Consider the following 23,618-nt stretch of genomic DNA (forward strand, 5'->3'; position numbering starts at 1 on the left):
TATTGCCATGACACATCACGTCATTCTTGGCGCCGGGCCTGCTGGCGTGATCGCTGCCGAAACCATCCGCAAACACGCGCCCAACGACCGCATCACCCTCGTGGGTGATGAGGCCGAGCCGCCGTATTCACGGATGGCCATTCCTTACTTGTTGATTGGCAACATCGACGAGCGTGGCACTTACTTGCGCAAAGGCGCAGACCATTACGCCAGTTTGGGCGTGACGCAAGTGCAAGCGCGCGCGGTGTCGGTCGACGCCAAAGCCAAAACCATTCAACTCAGCAACGACCAAGTGCTGTCGTATGACAAGCTCTTAATTGCCACGGGCTCGCGTCCTGTGCGTCCCCCGATTCCCGGCATGGACAGCCCGCAAGTGCATCCTTGCTGGACTTTGGAGGATGCGCGCGCCATCATGGCCTTGGCCAAACCTGGGGCCCGTGTGGTGCAAATGGGGGCGGGTTTCATTGGCTGCATCATCATGGAAGCACTTGCCTCGCGTGGGGTGACGTTGACCGTGGTTGAAATGGGTGACCGCATGGTGCCTCGCATGATGGGACCTGTCGCGGGCGGCATGATTCGTTCGTGGTGCGAAACCAAAGGCGTGCAGGTGTTCACCGGTGCCAAGGTGGAGGCCATCGTGCCCAATGGCAGCGAGAACCCTGGCTTGTTGTCCAAGTTGGCACAAGCGGCGGGGCTGCATGACGCGCCGACCGATGCGGCCTTGACCGTGCGTTTGTCCACAGGCGAAAAAATCCCAGCTGATTTGGTGATCAGTGCCACCGGCGTCAAGCCTTGTATCGATTTCCTCCAAGCCTCAGGCATCACTTGCTTGCAAGGTGTGTTGACCGACGAGCACATGCAGACCAACGCTGATGGCGTTCACGCCGCAGGCGATTGCGCCGAAGCGTTTGACAAAGTCAGTGGCACCACCATCGTGAGCGCGATTCAGCCCAACGCGGCCGAGCAAGCCCGCGTGGCCGCGCTCAACATGGTGGGACAAAAAGCCAGTCTGAAGGGCGTGACACAAATCAACGTGCTCGACACCTTGGGCTTGATTTCGACCAGCTTTGGCAATTGGCAAGGTGTACCGGACGGCGAGCAAGCTTCACTCACCGCCGATGGCCGTCATTTGAGCTTGCAGTTCAAGGACGACGTGATGGTGGGCTGTAACAGCGTCGGCTGGACCGAGCACGTTGGCGTGATGCGCGGTTTGGTGGAGGGTCAGGTGCATTTGGGCGATTGGAAAGACAAGCTCATGCAAGACCCCACCCAACTCATGGCGGCTTACCTTGCGTGCGCGCAAGGGCAAGGTGCTTGGACGGGCGCGGCGGACACACGCAGACGGTAACTTCGGCGTGAGCTCACGCGCCAATGCGCTAACCTAGGCCCCATGGACATCACTTTCAAACTCTTCGCCACCCTGACCGATTACTTGCCACCTGCCGCACGCCGCAGCAACGCGCTGAACATGGAGGTGGACGATGACTTGACGGTCAAGCAACTCATCGACCTTTTTGCCATGCCTGAAAAACTGGTGCACTTGGTGCTCGTCAATGGCACTTACATTGCACCTGAAGACCGGGCTGAGAAGGTCTTGAAGGATGGCGATGTGTTGGCTGTTTGGCCGCCTGTGGCTGGGGGTTAAGCGCGGTTTTCTTCAGCGCTTTGTCACGCCACGATGCAGTCTGCTTACGACGCTGTTTTTTCCCGAGAAATGGGATGCACCGAAGCCGAATGGTTAGGCTGGTTGCCTGCGGCCATTGGCACGCACACTTGGCAACGTGACGCTTCATCGGTGCGGATTACCCTTCAAGAAGACGATGTCCTTTTGGGCCAGCTGCATCTCGATTGGCAGCAAGCCGCGCCGCGTGCGATTGCGCAAGTGCGCATTCCGTGTCTGAAGGTCAACTTTCGTTTTGAGGGCTTAGACGCTGCCCAACGCTATCGGTTCATGCGTCGCTTTGATTTGTACATGCAGCGTGGCGGAGGTTAAGGTGAATGCTGCGTGGGTGAACTTGATGCGCCCTGTGGGTGACGGGCCTTCGGCTCTGGCCATGTTGGCCGAGGGCGAAGCGTTGCTACTGGCACAAGGATTGACGCTGCGTCGACCACCGGCAGCACCCACCACCTGTTGTGGACGCGGCTGCAACGGCTGCGTGTGGGAGGGGTTTGTGGATGCCGCGAACTATTGGCGAGAGGACGCGCTTGCATTGCTGCAAACCTGTTCGGCTTGACGTTTGGCTGAAAATTTTGGCAAAGCTTAGGGCCGCTGTTGGCCGTGGTGTTTGGGTTCACGCGCTTCAGGAAACGTTTGACCGTTGACCGTCAAACCTTGCGCTGAGAACTGTTTGGCTTTGCCTGGCCCCATGCCTGAGACGCGTTGGAGCAGATCGGCCCAACTTTTAAAGTCTTCCTCAGCCCGAGCCTTGAGCACATGACGGCTGAGCGCTGGGCCCATGCCCTTGAGGCTGTCAAGTTCGGCTTCGTTGGCTTGGTTGATGTCCAAGGCCGACGCCGCAGCACAGATCACCCAGCAACTCAGGCCGATGAGCGTTCGTCGTAGCCATGACAACTTGAACATGACGTGCTAGGGCTTTGTCGATGGAGAGGCGAGGCGAGGCTTAAGGCTTGAGGTTCAAGCGTCGGTGGGTCAGGCTTTGCCCAACGTGGCCATGTATTGCGTCACACCGCTTTGCACATCGGCAAAGGCGTGGTCGCAGCCGCTGGCACGCAGATTCGTCAAGTCGGCTTGGGTGTAGCACTGGTATTTGCCGCGCAAGGCGTCGGGGAACTTCACGTACTCGATCAAACCGGCTTGTGCCGCACCGGCCAAGTCGAGGGCAGCCTCGCCTTTGTTGGCGCGCATGGCGTTGACGACCGACAAAGCCACATCGTTGAAGGGTTGTGCGCGGCCTGTGCCCAAGTTGAAGATGCCCGACTTGTCGGGGTTGTCCAAGAACCACAGGTTCACCGCCACCACGTCGTCGATGAACACGAAGTCGCGCAGTTGAGCGCCAGGTGCGTAGCCGCCGTATTCGCCGAACAACTTCACTTTGCCTTCAGCGTTGAATTGGTTGAATTGGTGAAACGCCACGCTGGCCATGCGGCCTTTGTGTTGCTCGCGTGGGCCGTACACGTTGAAGTAACGAAAACCCACCACTTGGCGCTTGAACTTTTTGAAGTTGTTGCCACACTCGCGGCGCATGCGTTGGTCAAACAGCAACTTGGAATAGCCGTAGACGTTGAGCGGTTGCTCAAATTCAGGTGTTTCGCGAAAGGTGTCGCTGCCGCCGTAAGTGGCGGCAGAGGAGGCGTACAACAGGCGTGTGCCCGCTTGCTGGCAGGCGTTGAACAAACCACACGACAAGGTGTAGTTGTTGTCCATCATGTACTTGCCGTCGCTCTCCATGGTGTCGCTGCACGCGCCTTCGTGGAACACGGCTTCGACTTTGCCAAACGCGTTTTCGGCAAAGAGTTCGTAGAACACATCTTTGTCGAGGTAGTCGGCAATCTTTAAATCGGCGAGGTTGCGAAACTTGTCGCCTTCGGTCAAATCATCGACGGCAATGATGTTGTCGATGCCACGGGCGTTCAGGCCCTTGATGATGTTGCTTCCAATGAAGCCCGCGGCTCCGGTGACGACGATCTTCATGCGAATAACTCCTGATAACTGACGGTGGCCGTGCCAAATTTGCCCACCACCACGCCGCCTGCTTTGTTAGCCAAAGGCATGGCGTCGCGCAGACTCAGGCCTGCGGCGACCAAGGTGGCGAGGGTGGCGATGACGGTGTCGCCTGCGCCTGTGACGTCAAACACTTCGCGCGCTTGGGCCGATACATGCAGCTCGCCTTGGGCATCAAACAAGGTCATACCCTCTTCGCTGCGGGTGAGCAGCAAGGCGTCGAGTTGCAGCGTTTCACGCAGCGCGTGGGCTTTTAAGTTCAACTCCGCTTCGCTGGTCCATTTGCCAATCACTTGCTCTAACTCGGCGCGGTTGGGCGTGATGCAGGTGGCGCCGCTGTAGCGCGAGTAGTCACTGCCTTTGGGGTCGATCAACACGACTTTGCCAGCGGCACGCGCGGCGGTGATCATTTGGGTGACGTGCGCTAAACCGCCCTTGCCGTAGTCTGAGAACAGCACCACGGGGTGGCTGTCCAAGAGGGACATGAACTGGTCGGTTTGCGAGGCCAACACTTCGTTTTGAGGGGTGTTTTCAAAGTCCACGCGCAGCAACTGTTGCTGGCGGCCAATGATCCGCAGTTTGACCGTGGTTTTGAGTTGCGCATCGCGGCCCAAGTGTGGGGCAATGCCCGTTTTGGCCACCAGATCTTCCAGCAAATGGCTGGCATCGTCGTCACCCACCACAGAAAGCAACGAGGCCTGAGCGCCCAAGCTGACCACGTTGTAGGCCACGTTGGCACAGCCGCCCAAACGGTTTTCTTCACGGGTGATGCGCACCACGGGCACGGGCGCTTCGGGGCTGATGCGGTCTACCGCACCGTACCAATAGCGGTCGAGCATGACATCGCCCACCACCAGCACGCTGGCTTGTTGGAGTTGCGCTTGGGGCACGGAGAGAAGGGGGGTGTTCATAGTTCTTCGACGCGGCGAGCGGGGTAGCTGTCCCAAGCTTGGCAGCCTGGGCATTGCCAAAAATGCTGCGTGGCTTCAAAACCACAGGCGGCACAGCGGTAGCGTTGTAGGGGTTTGGCAGCACGCTCGAGGGCGCGCTGCACCTGAGGGTGAAATTGTTCGTGTTCAAACTTTTCGTTGGCCACCCATTGCGTGGCAGCGACCAAAGAGGGTTCACGCTCAAGGTGTTTGGCGAACAAGCTGCTGGTGTCGATTTCGCCTTTGGCGGTCCGCAAAAGGACGATGGCACTCAACACATCCAGCGAGGGGGTTTTGGCGTAGCTGGTTTCTAGCAAGTTCAAGGCTGCATCCACGCTGTTGAGTTTTTGCGCCAAAGCGGCCAGTTTAGGTGCGAGCAGCGGCAGCGCGGAGGGCACTTGTGAGGCCAGCGTTTCTAGGGTGGCATAAGCGTCTTGCAGCTTGTCTGTTTGTTCGTAGGCTTTGGACAACGCCATGCGTGCACGCGCCCCTTGGGGCGCCACTTGAATGGCTTTTTGGAGCAAAGCGATGACTTGGTCATTGTCTTGCGTGACATCCAATGCCGCAGCTTGTTCACACAGGTAATGGGCTTGGCGGCCATGGAAACTGCCTTGGCCGTTGTCGCTGAGCTTTTGGGTCACTGCCGAGGCTTTGGCCCAGTCGCGTGAGCGTTCGTAAATACCCAGCAACGCCAAGTGCGCTTGCGAAGCGTGTGCAGTGTCTTCTAGTTGGGTGAGGGCATCTTCAGCACGGTCGAGCAAACCCGCTTTTAAGTAGTCTTGTGCCAACGCGTACTGGGCGCGGTCGCGGTCGGTTTGTGTGAGGTCTGCGCGTGAGAGCAAATGTTGGTGCACACGCACGGCACGTTCGTATTCGCCACGGCGGCGAAACAGATTGCCCAGCGCGAAGTGCAGTTCTGACGTGTCGGGGTCTTGCTGCACGGCTTCGATGAAAGAATCAATTGCTTGGTCTTGCTGCTCGTTGAGCAAGAAGTTCAAGCCTTTGAAATAGGCCTTGGGCGTTTGGCGGTTTTCCAAGCGCAGCTGGCGCAAGTCCATGCGCGAGGCGAGCCAACCCAAGCCAAAGGCCAAGGGCAGGCCAAGCAAGATCCAGCTGATGTCAAATTCCATGTGGGGCGTTTGCAGAGGTCGAAGTGGCAGCTTCAGAATTGCCTGAAGCCTCGGGATTCAAGCTGTTTGTGCGTTGGCTCAAACGACGCTGTTTCCACCAGCGCGGCACCATGCCCAGCACGCCAATGGCGACACCCAAAATAAAGGCTGACAACACCACCAGCACCAAAGGTGCTTGCCAAGTGGTGCCAAAGAAAAAATGGACCACGGCTTCGTGCTGGTTGTTCAGCGCAAAAGCGAACAGGGTAAAAAAAATGGCTGCTTTCAGTAACAACTGAAGCAGCCACATGAGGTTTTTCAAGGTAACTCCTCTGTGACGAGGAGATTTTAGCCTTGCAGCCTCCTGAACCGGAGGTTCAATTCAATTGATCCGGAGGTTCAAACTCAACTCTTGGGGCCAGACCCCGCCATCAATTCTTGAGTTCGTGCATCCACCGCTTCGCGCAGGGCTTTGCCCGGTTTGAAATGGGGCACACGTTTCTCAGGAATTGCCACGCTTTCGCCGGAACGCGGGTTACGTCCCATGCGAGGCGGGCGACGGTTGATCGAAAAACTGCCAAAGCCCCGCAACTCAATGCGGTGCCCGCGCACCAGTGCGTCGCTCATCGCGTCAAGAAGGGTCTTGACAGCGAACTCGGCGTCACGGTGCGTGAGCTGCCCAAAACGGGCAGCCAGCTCTTCGACCAGGTCTGAACGCGTCATCAGTTGTTGTTGTCGAGCTTAGCGCGCAACAAAGCGCCCAAGCTGGTCGTGCCAGCGTTTTCACGCGACGACTGTTGCGACAACGAAGCCATGGCTTCTTGTTGATCCGCTTGGTCTTTGGCTTTGATCGACAACTGGATGTTACGGGTCTTGCGATCCACGTTCACCACCACGGCCGTCACTTCGTCGCCGACTTTCAGCACTTGGCTGGCGTCTTCCACGCGGTCACGCGAGATTTCGCTGACGCGCAAGTAGCCGATGATGTCTTCGCCCAAGTCGATTTCAGCGCCCTTGGCATCCACCGTCTTGACCTTACCGGTCACGATTTGGCCTTTGTCGTTGATCGACGTGAAGGTGGTGAATGGGTCAGAGTCGAGTTGTTTGATGCCCAAGCTGATGCGCTCGCGGTCGACGTCCACAGCCAAGACCAAAGCCTCAACTTCTTGACCCTTCTTGTATTCGCGCACGGCGTTTTCGCCGGTTTCGTTCCAAGACAAGTCAGACAAGTGAACCAAACCGTCGATGCCGGCAGCCAAGCCCACGAACACGCCGAAGTCGGTGATCGATTTGATGGGGCCCTTCACGCGGTCGCCGCGCTTGGTGTTTTGAGCGAAATCTTGCCAAGGGTTAGCTTTGCATTGCTTCATGCCCAAGCTGATACGGCGCTTGTCTTCGTCGATCTCGAGGACCATGACTTCGACTTCGTCACCCAATGACACGATCTTGGAAGGTGCCACGTTCTTGTTGGTCCAGTCCATTTCAGACACGTGCACCAAGCCTTCGATGCCGGGTTCGAGTTCCACAAACGCGCCGTAATCGGCGATGTTGGTGATCTTGCCGAACAAGCGAGTGCTTTGTGGGTAGCGGCGGTTGACGCCCATCCAAGGATCGTCGCCCATTTGCTTGAGGCCCAAGGACACGCGGTTTTTCTCGGTGTCAAACTTGAGGATCTTGGCGGTGATTTCTTGACCAGCCGTGACCACTTCAGAGGGGTGACGGACACGACGCCATGCCATGTCGGTGATGTGCAACAGGCCGTCGATACCGCCCAAGTCCACGAAGGCACCGTATTCGGTGATGTTCTTGACCACACCGTGAACGATCGAGCCTTCTTTCAAAGTCTCCATCAGTTTGGCGCGCTCTTCGCCCATCGAAGCTTCCACCACAGCGCGACGTGACAACACAACGTTGTTGCGCTTGCGGTCCAACTTGATGACCTTGAATTCCATGGTCTTGTTCTCGTAAGGAGACAAGTCTTTGATCGGACGTGTGTCGATCAATGAACCAGGCAAGAAGGCGCGGATGCCATTGACCAACACGGTCAAGCCACCTTTGACTTTGCCGCTGGTCGTACCAGTGACAAATTCGCCAGATTCCAGAGCTTTTTCCAAGCTCATCCACGATGCCAAACGCTTGGCAGTGTCGCGGCTCAAAATGGTGTCGCCGTAGCCGTTTTCAACGCTACCGATCGCGACTGACACGAAGTCGCCAGCTTGGACTTCGAGTTCGCCCTTGTCGTTCTTGAATTCTTCGATTGGCACGTAGGCTTCAGACTTGAGGCCAGCGTTCACCACGACGTGGTTGTGCTCGATACGGATCACTTCAGCAGTGATCACTTCGCCTGTGCGCATTTCTGAGCGCTTCAGGGATTCTTCAAATAGGGCGGCAAAAGATTCGGACATTTTTTTCCTTGTGTCTAACCACGGGTAAGAGGGCAGCGGGATTGCTGCGCCACATGGGTCTGCGGTTAGCGGTGGGTTGTGGCGTGAGCCACGGGTTAAGTTTTAGATCCGTTAGGCCAGAGCGCCAATGCAGCGCGAGAGGAGCCAAACGGGCCAGGTTGTCAGCCTTTTTGAAATGGCTGTTTGCTTTGCCACCAGTTCAACACCTGATCTACCGAGGCTTCGATAGAGAGCAAGGAGTTGTCCAGCAGCACCGCATCTTGTGCCGGTTTCAGAGGTGCCACGCTGCGCGATGAATCGCGTGCGTCACGGGCCTCTAAATCGGCGCGAAGACTGTCGAGTGTAGTCGAAATACCCTTTGAAATCAATTGCTTATGACGGCGTTCGGCGCGTTGTGCGGCGCTGGCGGTCAAAAACACTTTCAGAGGGGCTTGCGGAAAAATGACGGTGCCCATGTCACGCCCATCGGCCAAAAGGCCAGGTAGGCGTTGAAAACTCAGCTGTAAATCCACCAAAGCGGTGCGAACGGCTGGGAAAACGGACACTTTAGAAGCGTTCATGCCGGCTTCTTCAGTGCGAATGGCGTCACTCACGTCGGCGTCGCCCAGCCACACGGTCTCGCCCTCAAAGCGCACTGGGAGGGCGCGGGCGAGGTTGGCAATGGGGGCTTCATTCGCCAGTTCCAGCGCCAAACTCGCTTGCAAAGCGGCATAAGCGGTCACGCGGTAAAGCGCGCCGGAGTCGAGGTAGTGGTAGCCCAAAGCTTGCGCCACGCGGCTGGCCAAAGTGCCTTTGCCTGAGGCCGTGGGGCCGTCGATGCAAATCACGGGAATGTCTTTGGCATGCGCGTGGGCGACTGAAAACAGGGCTTCGAAGTAGTCGGGGAAGGTTTTGGCCACGCATTTGGGGTCTTCGATGCGCACCGGTACTTGGTCAGCATTGAAGGCCGCCAGCGAGAAACACATGGCCACGCGGTGGTCGTCGTAAGTGTGGATGCTGGCAGCCGTCCATTGGCCCTGCGCCGTGGCTGGGTTGTGTTCGCCATGGCTGTGTTGGCCATTAGGCAGAGGATGGATGGTGATCCAGTCTGGGCCTTCTTCGACCGTTGCGCCTAACTTGCGGCATTCGGTGGCCATGGCCACGATGCGGTCGGTTTCTTTGACGCGCCAACTGGCGATGTTGCGCAGTGTGGTGGGGCCGTCGGCGTACAAAGCCATCACTGCCAAGGTCATGGCGGCGTCGGGGATGTGGTTGCAGTCGAGGGTGATGCCTTTGAGCGGCCAGGCGCCACGTTGGATTTCGAGCCAGTTGGGGCCGCTGGTGATGTGTGCGCCCATCTGTGCGGCCGCATCCATGAAGCGGATGTCGCCCTGGATGGATTCTGCGCCCACGCCTTGAATGCGGATGCCTTGGCCTTCAGCAATGGCCCCCAGCGCAATGAAGTAGCTGGCAGAAGACGCATCCGCCTCGACGTGAATCGTGCCTGGCGACTGATAGCTGCACCCCTGTGGAATGGTGAAACGCTGCCAGCCATCGCGCTTGACGGCAATGCCGTAACGCGCCAACAGGTTGAGTGTGATGTCGATGTAGGGCTTGCTGATGAGTTCTCCCACCACGTCAATCACGATGTCTTGGTCTTTTGCCGCAAGGGGGAGCGCCATCAACAAGGCGGTGAGGAACTGACTCGACACATCGCCGCGCACTTGAATCGGCGCATCAAGTTTGAGCGACGGTTGGCCAATGTGCAGCGGCGGGAAACCGTCGTTGCCCAAGTAGTCAATCTCGCAGCCGAGCAAGCGCAGTGCGTCCACCAAATCGCCAATCGGGCGCTCGTGCATGCGGGGCACGCCCTTGAGTGTGAAGTCACCACCCAACACAGCGAGTGCCGCAGTGAGTGGGCGCATGGCTGTGCCCGCATTGCCCATGAAAAACTCAATCGCGTCGTGGTGTTTGAGCTGACCGCCCAAGCCCGTGATGGTCACGGTGGTGCTTTGCACGTCCACACCGCAGCCGAGTTGGCGCAGCGCGGCCAACATCACGCGGGTGTCGTCGGAGTCGAGCAAGTCGTGCACCACGGTCGTGCCTTGGCACAGAGCCGACAGCAACAACACACGGTTCGAGATGCTTTTTGACCCGGGCAGGGTGACAGTGCCAGAGGCGCCTTGCAGCGGGGGGAGGTCGAGGAAGGCGTTGGAGAACATGGTGATTAACGTGAAAGAACGCTCATGGCGGAGATGCGGCGCATCGTCATGAACGTTGGGTTTCAGAAGTTGTGTGGCAAGCGTTGCCCGCTTGCAGTGTCCAAGCCGAGCGTACATCGCTGGCTTGTTGAATCAGGTGTTGCAGGGCGGCGGTGTCGCCTTGTTTCAAGACGGATTCAAAAGCGTCGAGCGCGGTGCGAAAGTGCGCCAATTGGGTCAACACTTCGGTTTGGTTGGCGCTCAAAATATCGCGCCACACGGCAGGATCACTGGCGGCGATGCGCGAAAAGTCGCGAAAGCCAGGGCCCGCCATTTGTAAAAACGTGTCGCCTTGTGCTTGCGCGGTCAAGGCGTTGACAGCGGCAAACGCGATCAAGTGGGGCAGGTGGCTGACCGCGGCAAATGTGGCGTCGTGTGCTTCGGGGTTCATCACCGTGACGTGGCTACCGATGGCTTGCCACACGGATTCAGCCGCTTGCAACTGGGCTGCGCCTGTTTGCGGCAAGGGCGTGAGGATGGTGCGCCGTGCTTGGTACAAATTGCTATCGGCGTGCTCGATGCCTGCCACTTCTTTGCCTGCAATGGGGTGGGCCGGCACGAAGCACGACAAGCGTTCGCCCAAGTGCTGCTGTGCCGCAGCGACCACATCGCATTTGGTGGAGCCCACATCCATCAACAAAGCAGACGCAGACAAGGCGGGGCGCAGGGCTTCGAAGCTGCTTTGCATCGCACCCACGGGCACGGCGAGCAGCACCAAATCGGCGTCTTGCACGGCCTCAGCCACGCTGTTGCAGGCGCGGTCAATGACCTGAAGTTCGACGGCGCGTTGACGGGTTTTTTCAGAGGCGCTGAAGCCCACGATATGTTTGACCCAACCTGCTTCGCGCAAGGCCAGCGCAAAAGAGCCGCCCATCAGCCCGCAGCCGATGAGCGCCAGTTTGTCGAATCGCGGTGTCAGCGGCGATTCGGACGTCATTCCGACACAGGGTATGAACCCAACACCTTGTAGAACGCGCACAGTCCTTGGAGCTCTTGCAGCGCAGCCGCCACATGAGGTTGGCTAATGTGGCCTTGGATGTCGATGTAGAAGTAGTACTCCCACTGACCCGATTTGGCTGGGCGCGATTCAAAGCGCGTCATGGACACGCCGTTGTTTTTGAGCGGCACCAGCAAGTCATGCACAGCGCCCGGGCGGTTGGGCACCGACACCACCAAGCTGGTGCAGTCGTTGCCCGACGCGGGGGGCGTGGCCAAAGTTTGGGGCAGTGCGATGACGGCAAAGCGCGTACGGTTGTAGGCCTCGTCTTGGATGGCATGGTGCACGATGTGCAGGCCAAACTGGCTGGCCGCACGCTCGCTGGCCAAGGCCGCCCAAGCGGGATTGGTGGCAGCCAAACGGGCACCTTCGGCGTTGCTGGCCACCGCGCGTCGTTCGACATGCGGCAGGTGCTGGGACAACCAGCCTTGGCACTGAGCCAAGGCTTGGGGGTGGGCCATCACCACTTCGATGTCGGCATCCGAGTTGCTTTGGCGCATCAAGTTGTGACGCACCAAGAGGCTGACTTCACCCACCACGTGCACGGGCGAGCGCAAGAACAAATCGAGTGAGCGGGCCACCACACCTTCGGTCGAGTTTTCCATGCCCACCACGCCATATTGGGCGGTGCCTGCGGCGGTGGCGTGGAAGACTTCGTCAAAGTTGGCGCAGTAAATCAAGTTGGCAGCGCTGCCAAAAAACTCGATGGCAGCTTGTTCGCAAAACGTGCCTTGGGGGCCGAGCACGGCCACGCGTTGGGGTGCTTCAAGGGCCAAACAAGCCGACATGATTTCGCGCCAGATGGACGCAATGTGCTCGTTTTTCAGCGGACCGGGGTTAGCTTGTGTGATTTTGTCGATCACTTGTGCCACGCGGTCGGGGCGGAAGAAGGGCGAGCCTTCGGCGCGTTTGATGTCACCAACAAGTTCCGCCACTTTGGCGCGGTCGTTGACCAGTTGCAGCAGCTGTTTGTCGAGTGCGTCGATTTGCACGCGCAAGGCGGCGAGGGCGTCAGACTGAATGGGTTGTTGGCTCATGGTGTTGTTGTTCGTTTAGAAGCTCAATCAAGCCTGTGTTTTTTCAAACGCTTGCAGGTAGCTCACCAACGCTTGCACACCTTCGATGGGCATGGCGTTATAAATGCTGGCACGCATGCCGCCGACTGACTTGTGGCCTTTGAGTTGCAACAGGCCCGCGGCTTTGGCACCAGCCAAGAAGGCATCGTTGCGCGACTCGTCAGCCAAGAAGAAGGGCACGTTCATGCGCGAGCGGCAGTCGTGCGCGACCTTGTTGCTGTAGAAACTAGAGCTGTCTAAAAAGTCATACAGCAGTTGGGCTTTGGCGATGTTGCGCTGCTCCATGGCAGCCACGCCACCTTGACGTTTCAGCCACTGGAAGGTCAGGCCCGCCATGTAAATGCTGTACGTCGGTGGTGTGTTGTACATGGAGCCGTTGTCGGCCACGGTTTTGTAGTTGAAGGCACTGGGGCAAACTTTGAGCGCGTGGCCCAGCAAGTCTTCGCGCACCACAACCAGCGTCACGCCAGCGGGGCCAATGTTCTTTTGTGCGCCACCAAACGCGACGCCTACTTTGGACCAATCGACGCTGCGCGACAGCACATGGGACGAGAAGTCGATCACCAGCGGTGCGTCAGAGCCCAAGGCTTTGAGGTCAGGCAGGCTGTGAAATTCCACGCCGTGGATGGTCTCATTGGTGCACACATGCACGTATTGCGCGTTGGCGCTGAGTTGCCATTGCGTAGGCGCGGGCAAGGTGGTGAAGTGTGTATCGGCACCCGTGGCCGCCAGGTGTGGCGTGCAGTATTTGCTCGCTTCTTTGTACGACTTGTCGCTCCAGCTGCCCGTGACCACCACATCGACGGATTCGCCGCGTGAGAGGTTCAAGGGCACGATGGCGTTTTCTGCCAAACCGCCCCCTTGCATGAACAAGATTTTGAAGTGGGCAGGCACCGCCAAAAGTTCGCGCAGGTCGGCTTCGGCTTGTTCGTAAATGCTGATGAACTCTTTGCCGCGATGGCTCATTTCCATCACGCCCATGCCGCTGCCGTTCCAGTCGGTCATCTCAGCAGCCGCTTGTTGCAACACTTCCAAAGGCATGGCTGCGGGGCCAGCCGAAAAGTTGTAGGGACGCACGCTCATGCTGACTTAGGCCTCGCTGGGTGCATCAGTACCGCTATTCGAACCGCTGTTTGTGCCGCCGTCTGCTGCGGGCGCGTCTGTCTCGCTCTCAGCGTCGCCTTCGGCAATGGCTGCGTCGTTTTCAACGATGCGTTGCAAACCGCTGAGCTTGGCGCCTTCGTCCAAACCGATCAAAGTCACGCCTTGTGTGGCGCGGCCGAGTTCGCGAATTTCAGACACGCGGGTACGCACCAACACGCCGGTGTCAGTGATGAGCATGATCTCGTCTTCAGGCTGAACCAACGTGGCAGCCACCACTTTGCCGTTGCGCTCTGATTGCTGGATGGCGATCATGCCTTTGGTGCCTCGGCCGTGGCGTGTGTACTCGGTGATGCTGGTGCGCTTGCCGTAGCCGTTGATGGTGGCGGTCAAGACGCTAGCGCGTGGCTTGCCTTCATCGGCGGGGGCGTTGGGGTCTTCTTGTTCAGACACCAACATGGCGATGACGCTTTGACCTTCTTCAATCATCATGCCGCGCACGCCGCGCGCGCTGCGACCCAAGGGGCGCACGTCGTTTTCATCAAAGCGCACGGCTTTGCCGCCGTCGCTGAACAGCATCACGTCATGCTTGCCATCGGTCAAGGCAGCGCCGACGAGGAAGTCGCCGTCGTCCAAGTTGACCGCGATGATGCCGCCCTTGCGTGGGTTGTTGAACTCATCCAACGAGGTCTTTTTGACCGTGCCCATCGAGGTGCCCATGAACACGTAATGGTCGCTGGGGAAGGTGCGCATGTCGCCGGTGAGGGGCAGCACGACGTTGATTTTTTCGCCTTCTTGCAGCGGGAACATGTTGACGATGGGGCGACCGCGTGAGCCGCGTGAGCCCGCAGGCACTTCCCAGACCTTGAGCCAATACAGGCGACCACGGTTGGAGAAGCACAAGATGTAATCGTGCGTGTTGGCGATGAAGAGTTGGTCGATCCAGTCGTCTTCTTTGGTGGCTGTGGCTTGTTTGCCGCGACCGCCGCGTTTTTGGGCGCGGTACTCAGACAGAGGTTGGCTCTTGATGTAGCCGCTGTGGCTGAGCGTGACCACCATGTTGGTGGGCGTGATCAAGTCTTCCGTGGCCAAGTCTTGGGCGTTGTGCTCAATCAGGCTGCGGCGCGCGCCGAGCTTGGTTTGGCCGAACTCTTGTTTGACCACGGCCAGCTCGTCACCAATGATGGTGGAGACACGCTCTGGCTTGGCCAAGATGTCGAGCAAGTCGTCGATCTCGGCCATGACGTCTTTGTACTCTTTGACGATCTTGTCTTGCTCCAAACCGGTCAAGCGTTGCAGACGCATCTGCAAAATCTCTTGGGCTTGGGTTTCGCTCAAGCGGTACAGACCGTCGCTGCCCATGCCAAATTCTTTTTCCAAGCCATCGGGGCGGTAGTCGTCAGCGTTGATCGCGCCACCGTCGAGTCGGCTGCGGGTGAGCATTTCGCGCACCAGTTGGCTGTCCCAAGACTTGGTCATCAACTCGGCCTTGGCCACAGGGGGCGTTGGCGCATTACGGATGATGCGGATGAACTCGTCGATGTTGGCCAAAGCGACCGCCAAACCTTCCAGCACATGGCCGCGTTCGCGGGCTTTGCGCAAGGTGAAGATGGTGCGGCGTGTCACCACTTCGCGACGGTGGCCCAAGAACACAGCAATCAGGTCGCGCAAATTGCACAGCTTCGGTTGGCCATCAATCAAGGCCACCATGTTGATACCAAAGGTATCTTGCAACTGGGTCTGCTTGTACAGGTTGTTCAGTACCACCTCAGGCACGGCGCCGCGCTTGAGTTCAATTACCAAGCGCATGCCCGACTTGTCGGACTCGTCTTGGATGTGGCTGATGTCTTCAATCTTCTTCTCGTGCACCAACTCGGCCATACGTTCTTGCAGGGTCTTTTTGTTCACCTGGTAAGGTAACTCATCCACGATGATGGACTGGCGCTGGCCTTTGTCGATGTCTTCAAAGTGGCACTTGGCGCGCATCACCACACGGCCACGGCCGGTGCGGTAGCCGTCTTTGACGCCGCTCATGCCATAAATGATGCCGGCGGTCGGGAAGTCGGGCGCTGGGATGATTTCCATCAACTCGTCGATGGTGGCTTCGGGGTGGCGCAGCATGTGCAAGCACGCATCCACCACTTCGTTCAAGTTGTGGGGCGGGATGTTGGTGGCCATACCCACGGCAATACCGGACGAACCGTTGACCAGCAAGTTGGGAATGCGGCTTGGCAGCACCAGCGGTTCTTTTTCAGAGCCGTCGTAGTTAGGGCCAAAGTCGACGGTTTCTTTGTCGATGTCGCTCAACATTTCATGAGCGATTTTGGACAAGCGGATTTCCGTGTATCGCATGGCCGCAGCGTTGTCGCCGTCGACCGAGCCGAAGTTACCCTGGCCGTCCACCAACATGTGGCGCAGCGAGAAGTCCTGCGCCATACGAACGATGGTGTCGTACACCGCGCTGTCGCCGTGTGGATGGTATTTACCAATCACGTCACCCACGATACGGGCGGACTTCTTGTAAGGACGGTTCCAGTCGTTCTTGAGCTCATGCATCGCGAACAAGACGCGGCGGTGCACAGGCTTTAAGCCGTCACGAGCATCGGGGAGGGCGCGGCCAACAATCACGCTCATGGCGTAATCTAGGTAACTGCGACGCATCTCCTCTTCTAGGCTGATGGGCAATGTTTCTTTAGCGAACTGGGTCATGAAAGCGGCCGTAAAGCAGGAAACCTGACATTTTAGGCGTTTTAACTGGGCTATCGGGTGTGGCTGACTTGCAACACGCTGTCGCCTTAATTTCTTAAGGCTTGTTAATTCGAGCAGCAGGATCGCTTGGCTATGGCACAATATTTCCAAGCGTTACGGTCTTTAGGCCTTGACTGCCTGAATTCGCAGGGTGTTCTGCGGCTTTTACATACCTCAGAGGTGAACTATGAAAAACTTGAAGAATTTCGCAGCTTTTGTTGCTACTGCCGCTCTGGCCACTGCCGCCGTTGCACAAAACGTTGACAACTGGCGCAATGCCTCTGGCGACGCATGGGTAAGCGGTACTGGCTTGTGCTGGCGTGATGCCAACTGGACACCAGCAACTGCTGCTAAAGGTTGTGATGGCGCTTTGGTTGCTCCTGCGCCAGCAGCGGTTGTTGCTCCCGCTGTTGCTCCTAAACCAGCTCCCGCTCCAGCACCTGCACCAGCTCCAGCAGCTCAAAAGCCAGCCGCAGCTAAGGTGACTTACGCTGCTGACGCATTCTTTGATTTTGACAAGCACGTGATCAAGCCCGCTGGTAAAGCCAAGCTGGACGACTTGGTTGGTAAAGTCAAAGGCATCAACTTGGAAGTCATCATTGCTGTGGGTCACACTGACTCAGAAGGCACTGACGCTTACAACCAAAAATTGTCGGTCCGCCGCGCTGAGTCTGTGAAGGCTTACTTGGTGTCCAAAGGCATCGAAAAGAACCGCATCTACACCGAAGGCAAGGGCGAGAAGCAACCTGTTGCTGACAACAAGACCAAAGAAGGTCGCGCTAAAAACCGTCGCGTTGAGATCGAAGTTGTTGGCACACGTGCTAACTGATCTTCATTGATCTTCCAAAGAAACCCCGCTTCGGCGGGGTTTCTTTTTGCTTGAACGACAATTGACGCTATGCAAACGACAGCCCATACCAACGTAGATCCGGCCGAATTGGCCAAATTTTCAGACCTTGCCCACCGTTGGTGGGATCCTGAGAGCGAATTTCGACCCCTGCACCAAATCAACCCCTTGCGTTTGGAGTGGATCAAGACCTGTGCAAGCTTGCAAGGTAAAGATGTTTTGGATGTCGGTTGCGGCGGAGGTATCTTGACCGATGCGTTGGCCCGCTCGGGTGCCAACGCGCTGGGCATCGATTTAGCCACCAAGTCGCTCAAAGTCGCGCAACTGCACGCTTTAGAAGCCCAAACGCCCAATGTTCAATACCGTGAAGTCAGTGCCGAAGCGTTGGCTCTGGAGCGCCCTGCCAGCTTTGATGTGGTGACTTGCATGGAGATGTTGGAACACGTGCCTGATCCGGCGTCAATCGTCAAAGCGTGTGCCGACATGGTCAAGCCGGGTGGTTGGGTGTTTTTCTCGACGCTCAACCGCAACCCCAAGTCCTTCTTGTTTGCCATTTTGGGCGCTGAATATGTGCTGAACTTGCTCCCCAAGGGCACGCATGAGTACGCCAAATTTATTCGACCGAGCGAGCTAGCGAGTGCTTGTCGTGCCGCCGGTTTGGAATGGCAACAAACTCGTGGCATGGAATACAACCCCTTGACTCGCCGCTATTGGATGAGCTCAGACACCAGCGTCAACTACCTCGTGGCCACCCAGAAAGCCTTCTGATGCTGCAACACATCCGTGCCGTGCTGTTCGATTTGGACGGCACCTTGATCGACAGCGCGCCTGATTTGGGTGCTGCCGCAGACAAAATGCGAATTGATCGAGGCTTGTCCTCGCTGCCCTACGAACTCTACCGTCCCCTGGCGGGTGCAGGCGCGCGAGGCATGCTGAAAGTTGCGTTCGACATGACACCCGAACATACCGACTTCCTGGCCATGCGCGAGGAGTTCTTCGCCAACTATGAAGCGGCCATGACGGTTCGGACCTACGCGTTTGATGGCGTCTCAGATTTGATCGCTGGTCTACAAAACCGTGGCTTACCTTGGGGTGTGGTGACCAATAAAATGGCGCGTTTTACCGATCCATTGACCCAAGCCATGCCCCTGTTCGCCAGCGCGGCGGCCATCGTGAGTGGCGACACCACGCCTCATCCCAAACCGCACCCTGAGCCCATGTTTGAAGCCGCACGACGGTTGGGGCTGCCGCCTGAGGTGTGCTTGTATGTGGGAGATGATGAGCGCGACATCGTGGCTGGACGCGCTGCAGGTATGCGTACCGTGGCCGCCAATTATGGTTATTTGGGCGAAAAGGCTGATATCAGCTGCTGGGGCGCAGATTTAAAAATAGATTCACCCCTTCAGCTCTTGCAATTGCTGGGATAGGCCTAAAATAGGTCTTCTGGGGCTGCACTGGTTTCGACATGGGTTCGGACGCGTGGCAGGGCATGTCGAGGTTCTGATCCTCGTAAAACAACAGAAAAAAAACTAACTGCAAACGACGAACGTTTCGCACTCGCCGCTTAATCCGGTGAGCCTTGTAACAGTTGGCCGATAGGCTGGGTTAGGGTGATGGGGGTGTTAAAGCCTCCAAAGTCCTAGCTACAAGGTAACTCATATTGGCTGGCATGACATCGGGCACCTTGATGTTGTGCGAGATCTAAGGATGCTGGTTTGATGTTCAGCGTGTCGCTGCGCGGTTCATCAGATAAGACTCAAATCAGACGACTACACATGTAGAACTGTACGAAAAAGACTTGTGGACGCGGGTTCAAATCCCGCCAGCTCCACCAATACCTTAAAAGCCAACCCTAATCGGTTGGCTTTTTTTCATTCTGCGCCTTGCTCTTCTGCTCAAACCTCTGAGGTTTCTATGTTTAAAGTCCACGCCGTCGCGACCGTCAATTTGCCCAAGCTCTTGCGCGAGATGCCCAAGGCCGAGCTGCACATTCACATCGAGGGTTCGCTAGAGCCCGAGCTCATCTTCGCTTTGGCCGAGCGCAATGGCGTGCAGCTGCCCTATGCCAACGTCGAGGCCTTGCGTGCAGCGTACGCCTTCACCAACCTGCAAAGCTTTTTGGACATTTATTACGCAGGCGCGAGCGTGCTGTTGCATGAGCAAGATTTTTACGACATGGCGTGGGCCTATTTGCAACGCGCCAAAGCCGACAACGTCGTTCACACCGAAATGTTCTTTGACCCACAGACGCACACTGAGCGTGGCGTGCCCATGGCGACCGTCATCAATGGCTTGCACCGCGCGTGTGTGGATGCGCAAGCGCAGTTGGGTGTCAGCGCACAGCTGATCTTGTGTTTCTTGCGCCACTTGAGCGAAGAGGCCGCGCTGCAAACCTTCAACGATGCCTTTCCGTTCAAAGACAAATTCATCGGCGTAGGTTTGGACTCCAGCGAAGTCGGTCACCCGCCCGAGAAATTTAAAAACGTGTTTGCCTTGGCGCACGCCCATGGCTTGCATTTGGTGGCGCATGCTGGTGAGGAGGGGCCGCCCGCCTATATGTGGAGTGCCTTGGATGTGTTGCACGTGGAGCGCATCGACCACGGCGTGCAGGCCGTACACGATGCGGCGCTGATGGCGCGTCTGGCTAAGGACCGCGTGCCATTGACGGTGTGTCCGCTGTCGAATCAAAAGCTCTGCGTGTTCCCCGATTTGAAAGACCACAACATTAGCCAATTGCTCGACGCCGGCTTGTGCGTGACCATCAACTCGGACGATCCCGCTTACTTTGGCGGCTACATGAACGACAACTTTGTGCAAACCTTCGCGGCCACGGGCATGACAGCGCAGCAGGCGTATGCACTGGCGCGCAACAGCTTTGAAGCCAGCTTTGTGCCAGAGGTGCAGCGCCAGAAGTGGATGCATGAACTCAAGCTGTGTTTTGAGCGCTTTGCCGAAGGCGACAACTGAAGAAAGAAAGGGGGCTTTGACGAAGCCCTAAAATTAGCCCATGAGCATCAAATCAGACAAATGGATTCGCCGCATGGCGCAAGAGCACGGCATGATCGAGCCGTTCGAGCCAGGCCAGATTCGTCAAAACGCTGCGGGCGAAAAAATCGTCAGCTACGGCACCAGCAGTTACGGCTACGACATCCGTTGTGCGCCTGAGTTCAAGGTATTCACCAACATCTACAGCACGGTGGTGGACCCCAAGAACTTTGATCCCAAAAGCTTTGTCGACATCGAATCGGACGTGTGCATCATCCCGCCCAACAGCTTCGCGTTGGCCCGCACCATGGAGTACTTCCGTATCCCTCGCAATGTGCTGACCGTGTGTTTGGGCAAGAGCACCTACGCACGCTGCGGCATCATCGTCAACGTCACGCCATTCGAGCCCGAGTGGGAAGGCTATGTGACTTTGGAGTTTTCCAACACCACACCGCTGCCTGCCAAGATTTACGCTGGCGAGGGCTGTGCCCAAGTGTTGTTCTTCGAGAGCGACAAAGACGACGTGTGCGAAACCAGCTACAAAGACCGTGGCGGCAAATACCAAGGCCAAGTGGGCGTGACGCTGCCTAAGACTTAAAGCCTTGACACGCTGCCTTTTCAAGGGCGAAAACGACTGCTTTGGGCCTAGCCGTCCACAATGCGACAATATGCCCCAGACATGACGACCTCTTTTTCCAATTTGCAGCTGGCCCCCGCGCTGGCACGCGCCGTAGCCGAGATGGGCTACGAATCCATGACCCCCATTCAAGCTCAGGCCATTCCGGTGGTTTTGACGGGCCAAGATGTGATGGGTGCAGCCCAAACCGGTACCGGTAAAACAGCGGCGTTCTCGCTGCCGTTGCTGCAACGTTTGCTCAAACACGAAAACAGCTCCACATCACCCGCCCGCCATCCTGTGCGTGCCTTGGTGCTGTTGCCCACCCGTGAGCTGGCCGATCAAGTGGCCCAGCAAATCAAACAATACGCCGTGCACACCAACCTGCGCAGCATGGTGGTGTTTGGCGGCATGGACATGAAGCCCCAAACCCTCGAGCTGAAAAAAGGCGTCGAGGTCTTGGTGGCCACCCCAGGCCGTTTGCTCGATCACATTGAAGCCAAGAACGTGGTACTCAACCAAGTTGAGTACGTGGTGCTCGACGAAGCTGACCGCATGTTGGACATCGGCTTCCTGCCCGACCTGCAACGCATCTTGAGCCACTTGCCCAAGACGCGCACCACGCTGTTGTTCTCGGCCACCTTCTCCCCCGAAATCAAACGCTTGGCCGGCAGCTATTTGCAAAACCCCGTCACCATTGAAGTGGCGCGCCCCAACGAGACAGCGGCCACCATCACGCAGCAGTTCTACAGCGTCAGCGTGGACGACAAGTACAACGCTTTGCGCCAACTCATCAAGTCCAACGGCATGAAGCAAGCCTTTGTGTTTTGTAACAGCAAGCTCGGCTGCGCCCGTTTGGCCCGCTCGTTGGAGCGCGATGGTTTCCGCACCAGCGCCCTGCACGGCGACAAGAGCCAAGACGAACGTTTGAAAGCCCTCGAAGGCTTCAAAAAAGGCGAAGTCGATTTGTTGGTGTGTACCGATGTGGCCGCGCGCGGTTTGGACATCAAAGACGTTCCTGCCGTGTTCAACTTTGACATCCCCTTCAACGCTGAAGACTATGTGCACCGCATTGGCCGCACAGGGCGTGCTGGCGCTTTGGGTCAAGCCATCAGCTTTGTGTCGGGCAGCGACCAACGCTTGGTGGCAGACATTGAGAAGTTGCTCAAAACCAAAATCACCTTAGAAAACGTGACCGTTGAGCAAGACCGCTCGCGCGAGCGTCGCGAACCCCGCAGCGACTCACGCGAACCGCGTGCAGATTTTTCAAGCCGTCCACGTGAAGGCTATGCCTCGCGCGATGCACGTCCCCGCGAGCAAGACAGCCGCCGCAGCCGTGAAGTGGGCTATGTGCCTGCACCACGCGTCAAGAACGACCCGTTTTTTGACAAGCCTTACGAAGCCTCCGTGCGTAGCGCAGAAGCTGTGGTGCCTGTGGCACCCGATCCCTTGCGCAAGTCGGCCAACATTAAGCCAAGGCGGGTGATGGCGGCGTTGTTCAAGTCGACCACTTAAAAGGAAACGCGCCAAAAAATGGCGCGTTTTTTTGGTCCGCCAGTCACTGCTCAGCGCATCCAGCCTAAGGTGGCGCATTATTTCCACGTCCTACTCGCTCTTGGACGGCTTTTTGCTAATACGTGTTTTTGGCTTCGCTGGTTGTGCGGGCTTCATGTCAGCAAGCAAATCAATCGGTCTTGCGCTGTTTGCCGTCTGAGGCCGTCAGTTTCAACCCGTGACAAAACGTCACGGGTTGGCCACCCTCTGCATTGAGCCGCTGTTTGAGTTTGCGCCAATAGGCACCTGCATCTAGGTAGGCTGCCGGTCAGGGTCGCGCAAACATCCACCACGGAAAACCACCATTCCTCGTTGTGCCAGACACGGCGAATGGTGGTTTCTTGGAATACCGCGATGTGGTGCGCGGGATCGTTGGGGGTGGGCGATTCGTCCACGCTTTGCGGGTATGTGTCGCTGCAGTTGCGCCGCTAGGACAATGAAGGTTAGATGCCTAGGTTATAGATCAAACGGTTCAAGATTTTTTACGACTTCGAGCCATGAATATTTCATTGACTCGCAGATTCCTTCAAGTCCTGGAAATAAGCGCTTTGCTGTCATTCCCATCTGCAAAAGCTGGTTGACCACCTTGTAATAGCTATCCTGTTCGTTATCAAAGACAAATTCGACCCAAGGCGTGTCATGCGGTTTTATGGCCTTCACCGGAACGAGGTTCTTGTGCAGCCAGTCTTCAATGTCCAAGTCGATGCGGCTTGGAATCATGAAAAGGCCGTCTTGGGCCTCCTGCCTTGGATTGAGTTTGGAGCCATCAAAGAAGCCCACAAAATCAACAGCTGCGGGTTTGGTGCCAACTCCATACTCTTCTGTTTTTGGATTAAATGGTGGGACTATCTTTTCATACTGAGGGAGCTTTTCTCGAGCGGCTTTTGCACGACCACGAACACTATCTACGTGGAGCGCGTGGATGCTGTACGGCCCCGTACTCTTGCCGGACTCACGCAAAGCAAAATAGAGTGCAGCAGCTGGATTGAAAGTGAAATCCAACAGTCGCGTAGGACTGCCGTAATGCTGCATCAAAGCCAGCCAAGTCAGCTTGTCGTTGGAGTCTGGAAGATGACCAAGATGGATGTGCGCAGCCCCGCGAAATCGATTGATCTGAGCTCGCTCTCTTGGATACCAGCTTGAAGAGGGGATCGCTTTCCCTCGATGATTTCTCAGGAAACGATCAAGGCTGGATTCCAGCTTCCAGTTATTGGGCCCATCGTCAGCGAAACGTGAGTGACCTCGGTAAACCCAGCTCCGCATACCCATTTGCTCGACTTGTTTGAAGTAGTCGTGTGCATCTTTACAGTAAATTTTTTTGATCAACAT

At 57.1% G+C, this 23,618-nt stretch carries 23 protein-coding genes and 1 other RNA gene; 11 read left to right on the forward strand and 13 right to left on the reverse strand.

Features of this window, described 5'->3' with window-relative positions; all coding sequences use genetic code 11:
- The first annotated feature begins 7 nt into the window (after positions 1-7).
- Genes B9Z42_RS06760 through B9Z42_RS06775 form a run of 4 tightly spaced genes read left to right on the forward strand, consistent with a single transcriptional unit; the run spans position 8 to position 2,234 of the window.
- On the forward strand, positions 8-1,348 hold the full coding sequence (locus B9Z42_RS06760; protein WP_100132580.1) for an NAD(P)/FAD-dependent oxidoreductase: 1,341 nt from the start codon (positions 8-10) through the stop codon (positions 1,346-1,348).
- 42 nt (positions 1,349-1,390) lie between these two features.
- Positions 1,391-1,645 (forward strand): MoaD/ThiS family protein, encoded by a 255-nt coding sequence (locus tag B9Z42_RS06765; protein ID WP_100132581.1) that lies wholly within the window; start codon positions 1,391-1,393, stop codon positions 1,643-1,645.
- A 33-nt stretch (positions 1,646-1,678) separates the two neighbouring features.
- The gene (locus B9Z42_RS06770; protein ID WP_100132582.1) at positions 1,679-1,993 is read left to right on the forward strand and encodes a hypothetical protein; all 315 of its coding nucleotides are present in this window, start codon (positions 1,679-1,681) and stop codon (positions 1,991-1,993) included.
- 1 nt (position 1,994) lies between these two features.
- On the forward strand, positions 1,995-2,234 hold the full coding sequence (locus B9Z42_RS06775; protein WP_369806849.1) for an oxidoreductase-like domain-containing protein: 240 nt from the start codon (positions 1,995-1,997) through the stop codon (positions 2,232-2,234).
- Between the two features lie 26 nt (positions 2,235-2,260).
- On the opposite strand, the gene B9Z42_RS06780 is transcribed toward B9Z42_RS06775, so the two are convergent.
- The 12 genes from B9Z42_RS06780 to gyrA form a co-directional block, all read right to left on the reverse strand.
- Positions 2,261-2,581, reverse strand: a complete 321-nt coding sequence (locus tag B9Z42_RS06780) for a helix-hairpin-helix domain-containing protein (protein WP_100132583.1) — start codon at positions 2,579-2,581, stop codon at positions 2,261-2,263.
- 69 nt (positions 2,582-2,650) lie between these two features.
- The gene (gene rfaD / locus B9Z42_RS06785; protein ID WP_100132584.1) at positions 2,651-3,652 is read right to left on the reverse strand and encodes an ADP-glyceromanno-heptose 6-epimerase; all 1,002 of its coding nucleotides are present in this window, start codon (positions 3,650-3,652) and stop codon (positions 2,651-2,653) included.
- Positions 3,649-4,593, reverse strand: a complete 945-nt coding sequence (gene rfaE1 / locus B9Z42_RS06790) for a D-glycero-beta-D-manno-heptose-7-phosphate kinase (protein ID WP_100132585.1) — start codon at positions 4,591-4,593, stop codon at positions 3,649-3,651. Before rfaE1 ends, rfaD begins: the two co-directional genes overlap by 4 nt.
- Entirely contained in the window at positions 4,590-5,741 is a 1,152-nt protein-coding gene (lapB, locus tag B9Z42_RS06795; protein ID WP_100132586.1) for a lipopolysaccharide assembly protein LapB, read from the reverse strand. The genes rfaE1 and lapB overlap by 4 nt, the downstream gene beginning before the upstream one ends.
- The gene (locus B9Z42_RS06800; RefSeq protein ID WP_369806856.1) at positions 5,731-6,030 is read right to left on the reverse strand and encodes a lipopolysaccharide assembly LapA domain-containing protein; all 300 of its coding nucleotides are present in this window, start codon (positions 6,028-6,030) and stop codon (positions 5,731-5,733) included. Before B9Z42_RS06800 ends, lapB begins: the two co-directional genes overlap by 11 nt.
- Before the next feature lie 95 nt (positions 6,031-6,125).
- A complete protein-coding gene (locus B9Z42_RS06805) occupies positions 6,126-6,443 on the reverse strand; it encodes an integration host factor subunit beta (protein ID WP_100132588.1) in 318 nt (105 codons plus the stop codon).
- Positions 6,443-8,125 carry a 30S ribosomal protein S1 gene (gene rpsA, locus B9Z42_RS06810; RefSeq protein WP_100132589.1) on the reverse strand — a complete coding sequence of 561 codons (1,683 nt, stop codon included), beginning with the start codon at positions 8,123-8,125 and terminating at the stop codon, positions 6,443-6,445. The genes B9Z42_RS06805 and rpsA overlap by 1 nt, the downstream gene beginning before the upstream one ends.
- Before the next feature lie 161 nt (positions 8,126-8,286).
- Positions 8,287-10,326, reverse strand: a complete 2,040-nt coding sequence (locus tag B9Z42_RS06815) for a bifunctional 3-phosphoshikimate 1-carboxyvinyltransferase/cytidylate kinase (protein ID WP_100132590.1) — start codon at positions 10,324-10,326, stop codon at positions 8,287-8,289.
- A gap of 46 nt (positions 10,327-10,372) precedes the next feature.
- On the reverse strand, positions 10,373-11,302 hold the full coding sequence (locus B9Z42_RS06820) for a prephenate dehydrogenase/arogenate dehydrogenase family protein (RefSeq protein ID WP_100132591.1): 930 nt from the start codon (positions 11,300-11,302) through the stop codon (positions 10,373-10,375).
- Complete coding sequence (pheA, locus tag B9Z42_RS06825; protein ID WP_100132592.1) at positions 11,299-12,399, reverse strand: prephenate dehydratase; 1,101 nt, start codon at positions 12,397-12,399, stop codon at positions 11,299-11,301. Before pheA ends, B9Z42_RS06820 begins: the two co-directional genes overlap by 4 nt.
- 27 nt (positions 12,400-12,426) lie before the next feature.
- Entirely contained in the window at positions 12,427-13,521 is a 1,095-nt protein-coding gene (gene serC / locus B9Z42_RS06830; RefSeq protein WP_100132593.1) for a 3-phosphoserine/phosphohydroxythreonine transaminase, read from the reverse strand.
- A 6-nt stretch (positions 13,522-13,527) separates the two neighbouring features.
- Complete coding sequence (gene gyrA / locus B9Z42_RS06835) at positions 13,528-16,248, reverse strand: DNA gyrase subunit A (RefSeq protein ID WP_100132594.1); 2,721 nt, start codon at positions 16,246-16,248, stop codon at positions 13,528-13,530.
- Positions 16,249-16,474: 226 nt separating this feature from the next.
- On the opposite strand from gyrA, the gene ompA reads away from it, so the two are divergent.
- The 7 genes from ompA (at position 16,475) to B9Z42_RS06870 (ending at position 22,250) form a co-directional block, all read left to right on the forward strand.
- A complete protein-coding gene (gene ompA, locus B9Z42_RS06840) occupies positions 16,475-17,116 on the forward strand; it encodes an outer membrane protein OmpA (protein WP_100132595.1) in 642 nt (213 codons plus the stop codon).
- A gap of 69 nt (positions 17,117-17,185) precedes the next feature.
- Complete coding sequence (ubiG, locus tag B9Z42_RS06845; protein WP_100132596.1) at positions 17,186-17,902, forward strand: bifunctional 2-polyprenyl-6-hydroxyphenol methylase/3-demethylubiquinol 3-O-methyltransferase UbiG; 717 nt, start codon at positions 17,186-17,188, stop codon at positions 17,900-17,902.
- Positions 17,902-18,561: an HAD-IA family hydrolase gene (locus B9Z42_RS06850; RefSeq protein WP_100132597.1), complete on the forward strand. Its 660-nt coding sequence runs from the start codon at positions 17,902-17,904 to the stop codon at positions 18,559-18,561. The genes ubiG and B9Z42_RS06850 overlap by 1 nt, the downstream gene beginning before the upstream one ends.
- An 18-nt stretch (positions 18,562-18,579) precedes the next feature.
- Positions 18,580-18,968: a transfer-messenger RNA gene (ssrA, locus tag B9Z42_RS06855) on the forward strand.
- A gap of 80 nt (positions 18,969-19,048) precedes the next feature.
- The gene (locus B9Z42_RS06860) at positions 19,049-20,101 is read left to right on the forward strand and encodes an adenosine deaminase (RefSeq protein WP_100132598.1); all 1,053 of its coding nucleotides are present in this window, start codon (positions 19,049-19,051) and stop codon (positions 20,099-20,101) included.
- 40 nt (positions 20,102-20,141) lie between these two features.
- The gene (dcd, locus tag B9Z42_RS06865) at positions 20,142-20,717 is read left to right on the forward strand and encodes a dCTP deaminase (RefSeq protein WP_100132599.1); all 576 of its coding nucleotides are present in this window, start codon (positions 20,142-20,144) and stop codon (positions 20,715-20,717) included.
- A gap of 81 nt (positions 20,718-20,798) precedes the next feature.
- On the forward strand, positions 20,799-22,250 hold the full coding sequence (locus B9Z42_RS06870) for a DEAD/DEAH box helicase (protein WP_100132782.1): 1,452 nt from the start codon (positions 20,799-20,801) through the stop codon (positions 22,248-22,250).
- 495 nt (positions 22,251-22,745) lie between these two features.
- Here B9Z42_RS06870 and B9Z42_RS06875 read toward each other — a convergent pair whose 3' ends face one another.
- Complete coding sequence (locus B9Z42_RS06875; protein WP_158235918.1) at positions 22,746-23,618, reverse strand: FRG domain-containing protein; 873 nt, start codon at positions 23,616-23,618, stop codon at positions 22,746-22,748.

It is taken from the genome of Limnohabitans sp. B9-3, assembly GCF_002778325.1.
In the GTDB taxonomy this organism is placed as follows: domain Bacteria; phylum Pseudomonadota; class Gammaproteobacteria; order Burkholderiales; family Burkholderiaceae_C; genus Limnohabitans; species Limnohabitans kasalickyi.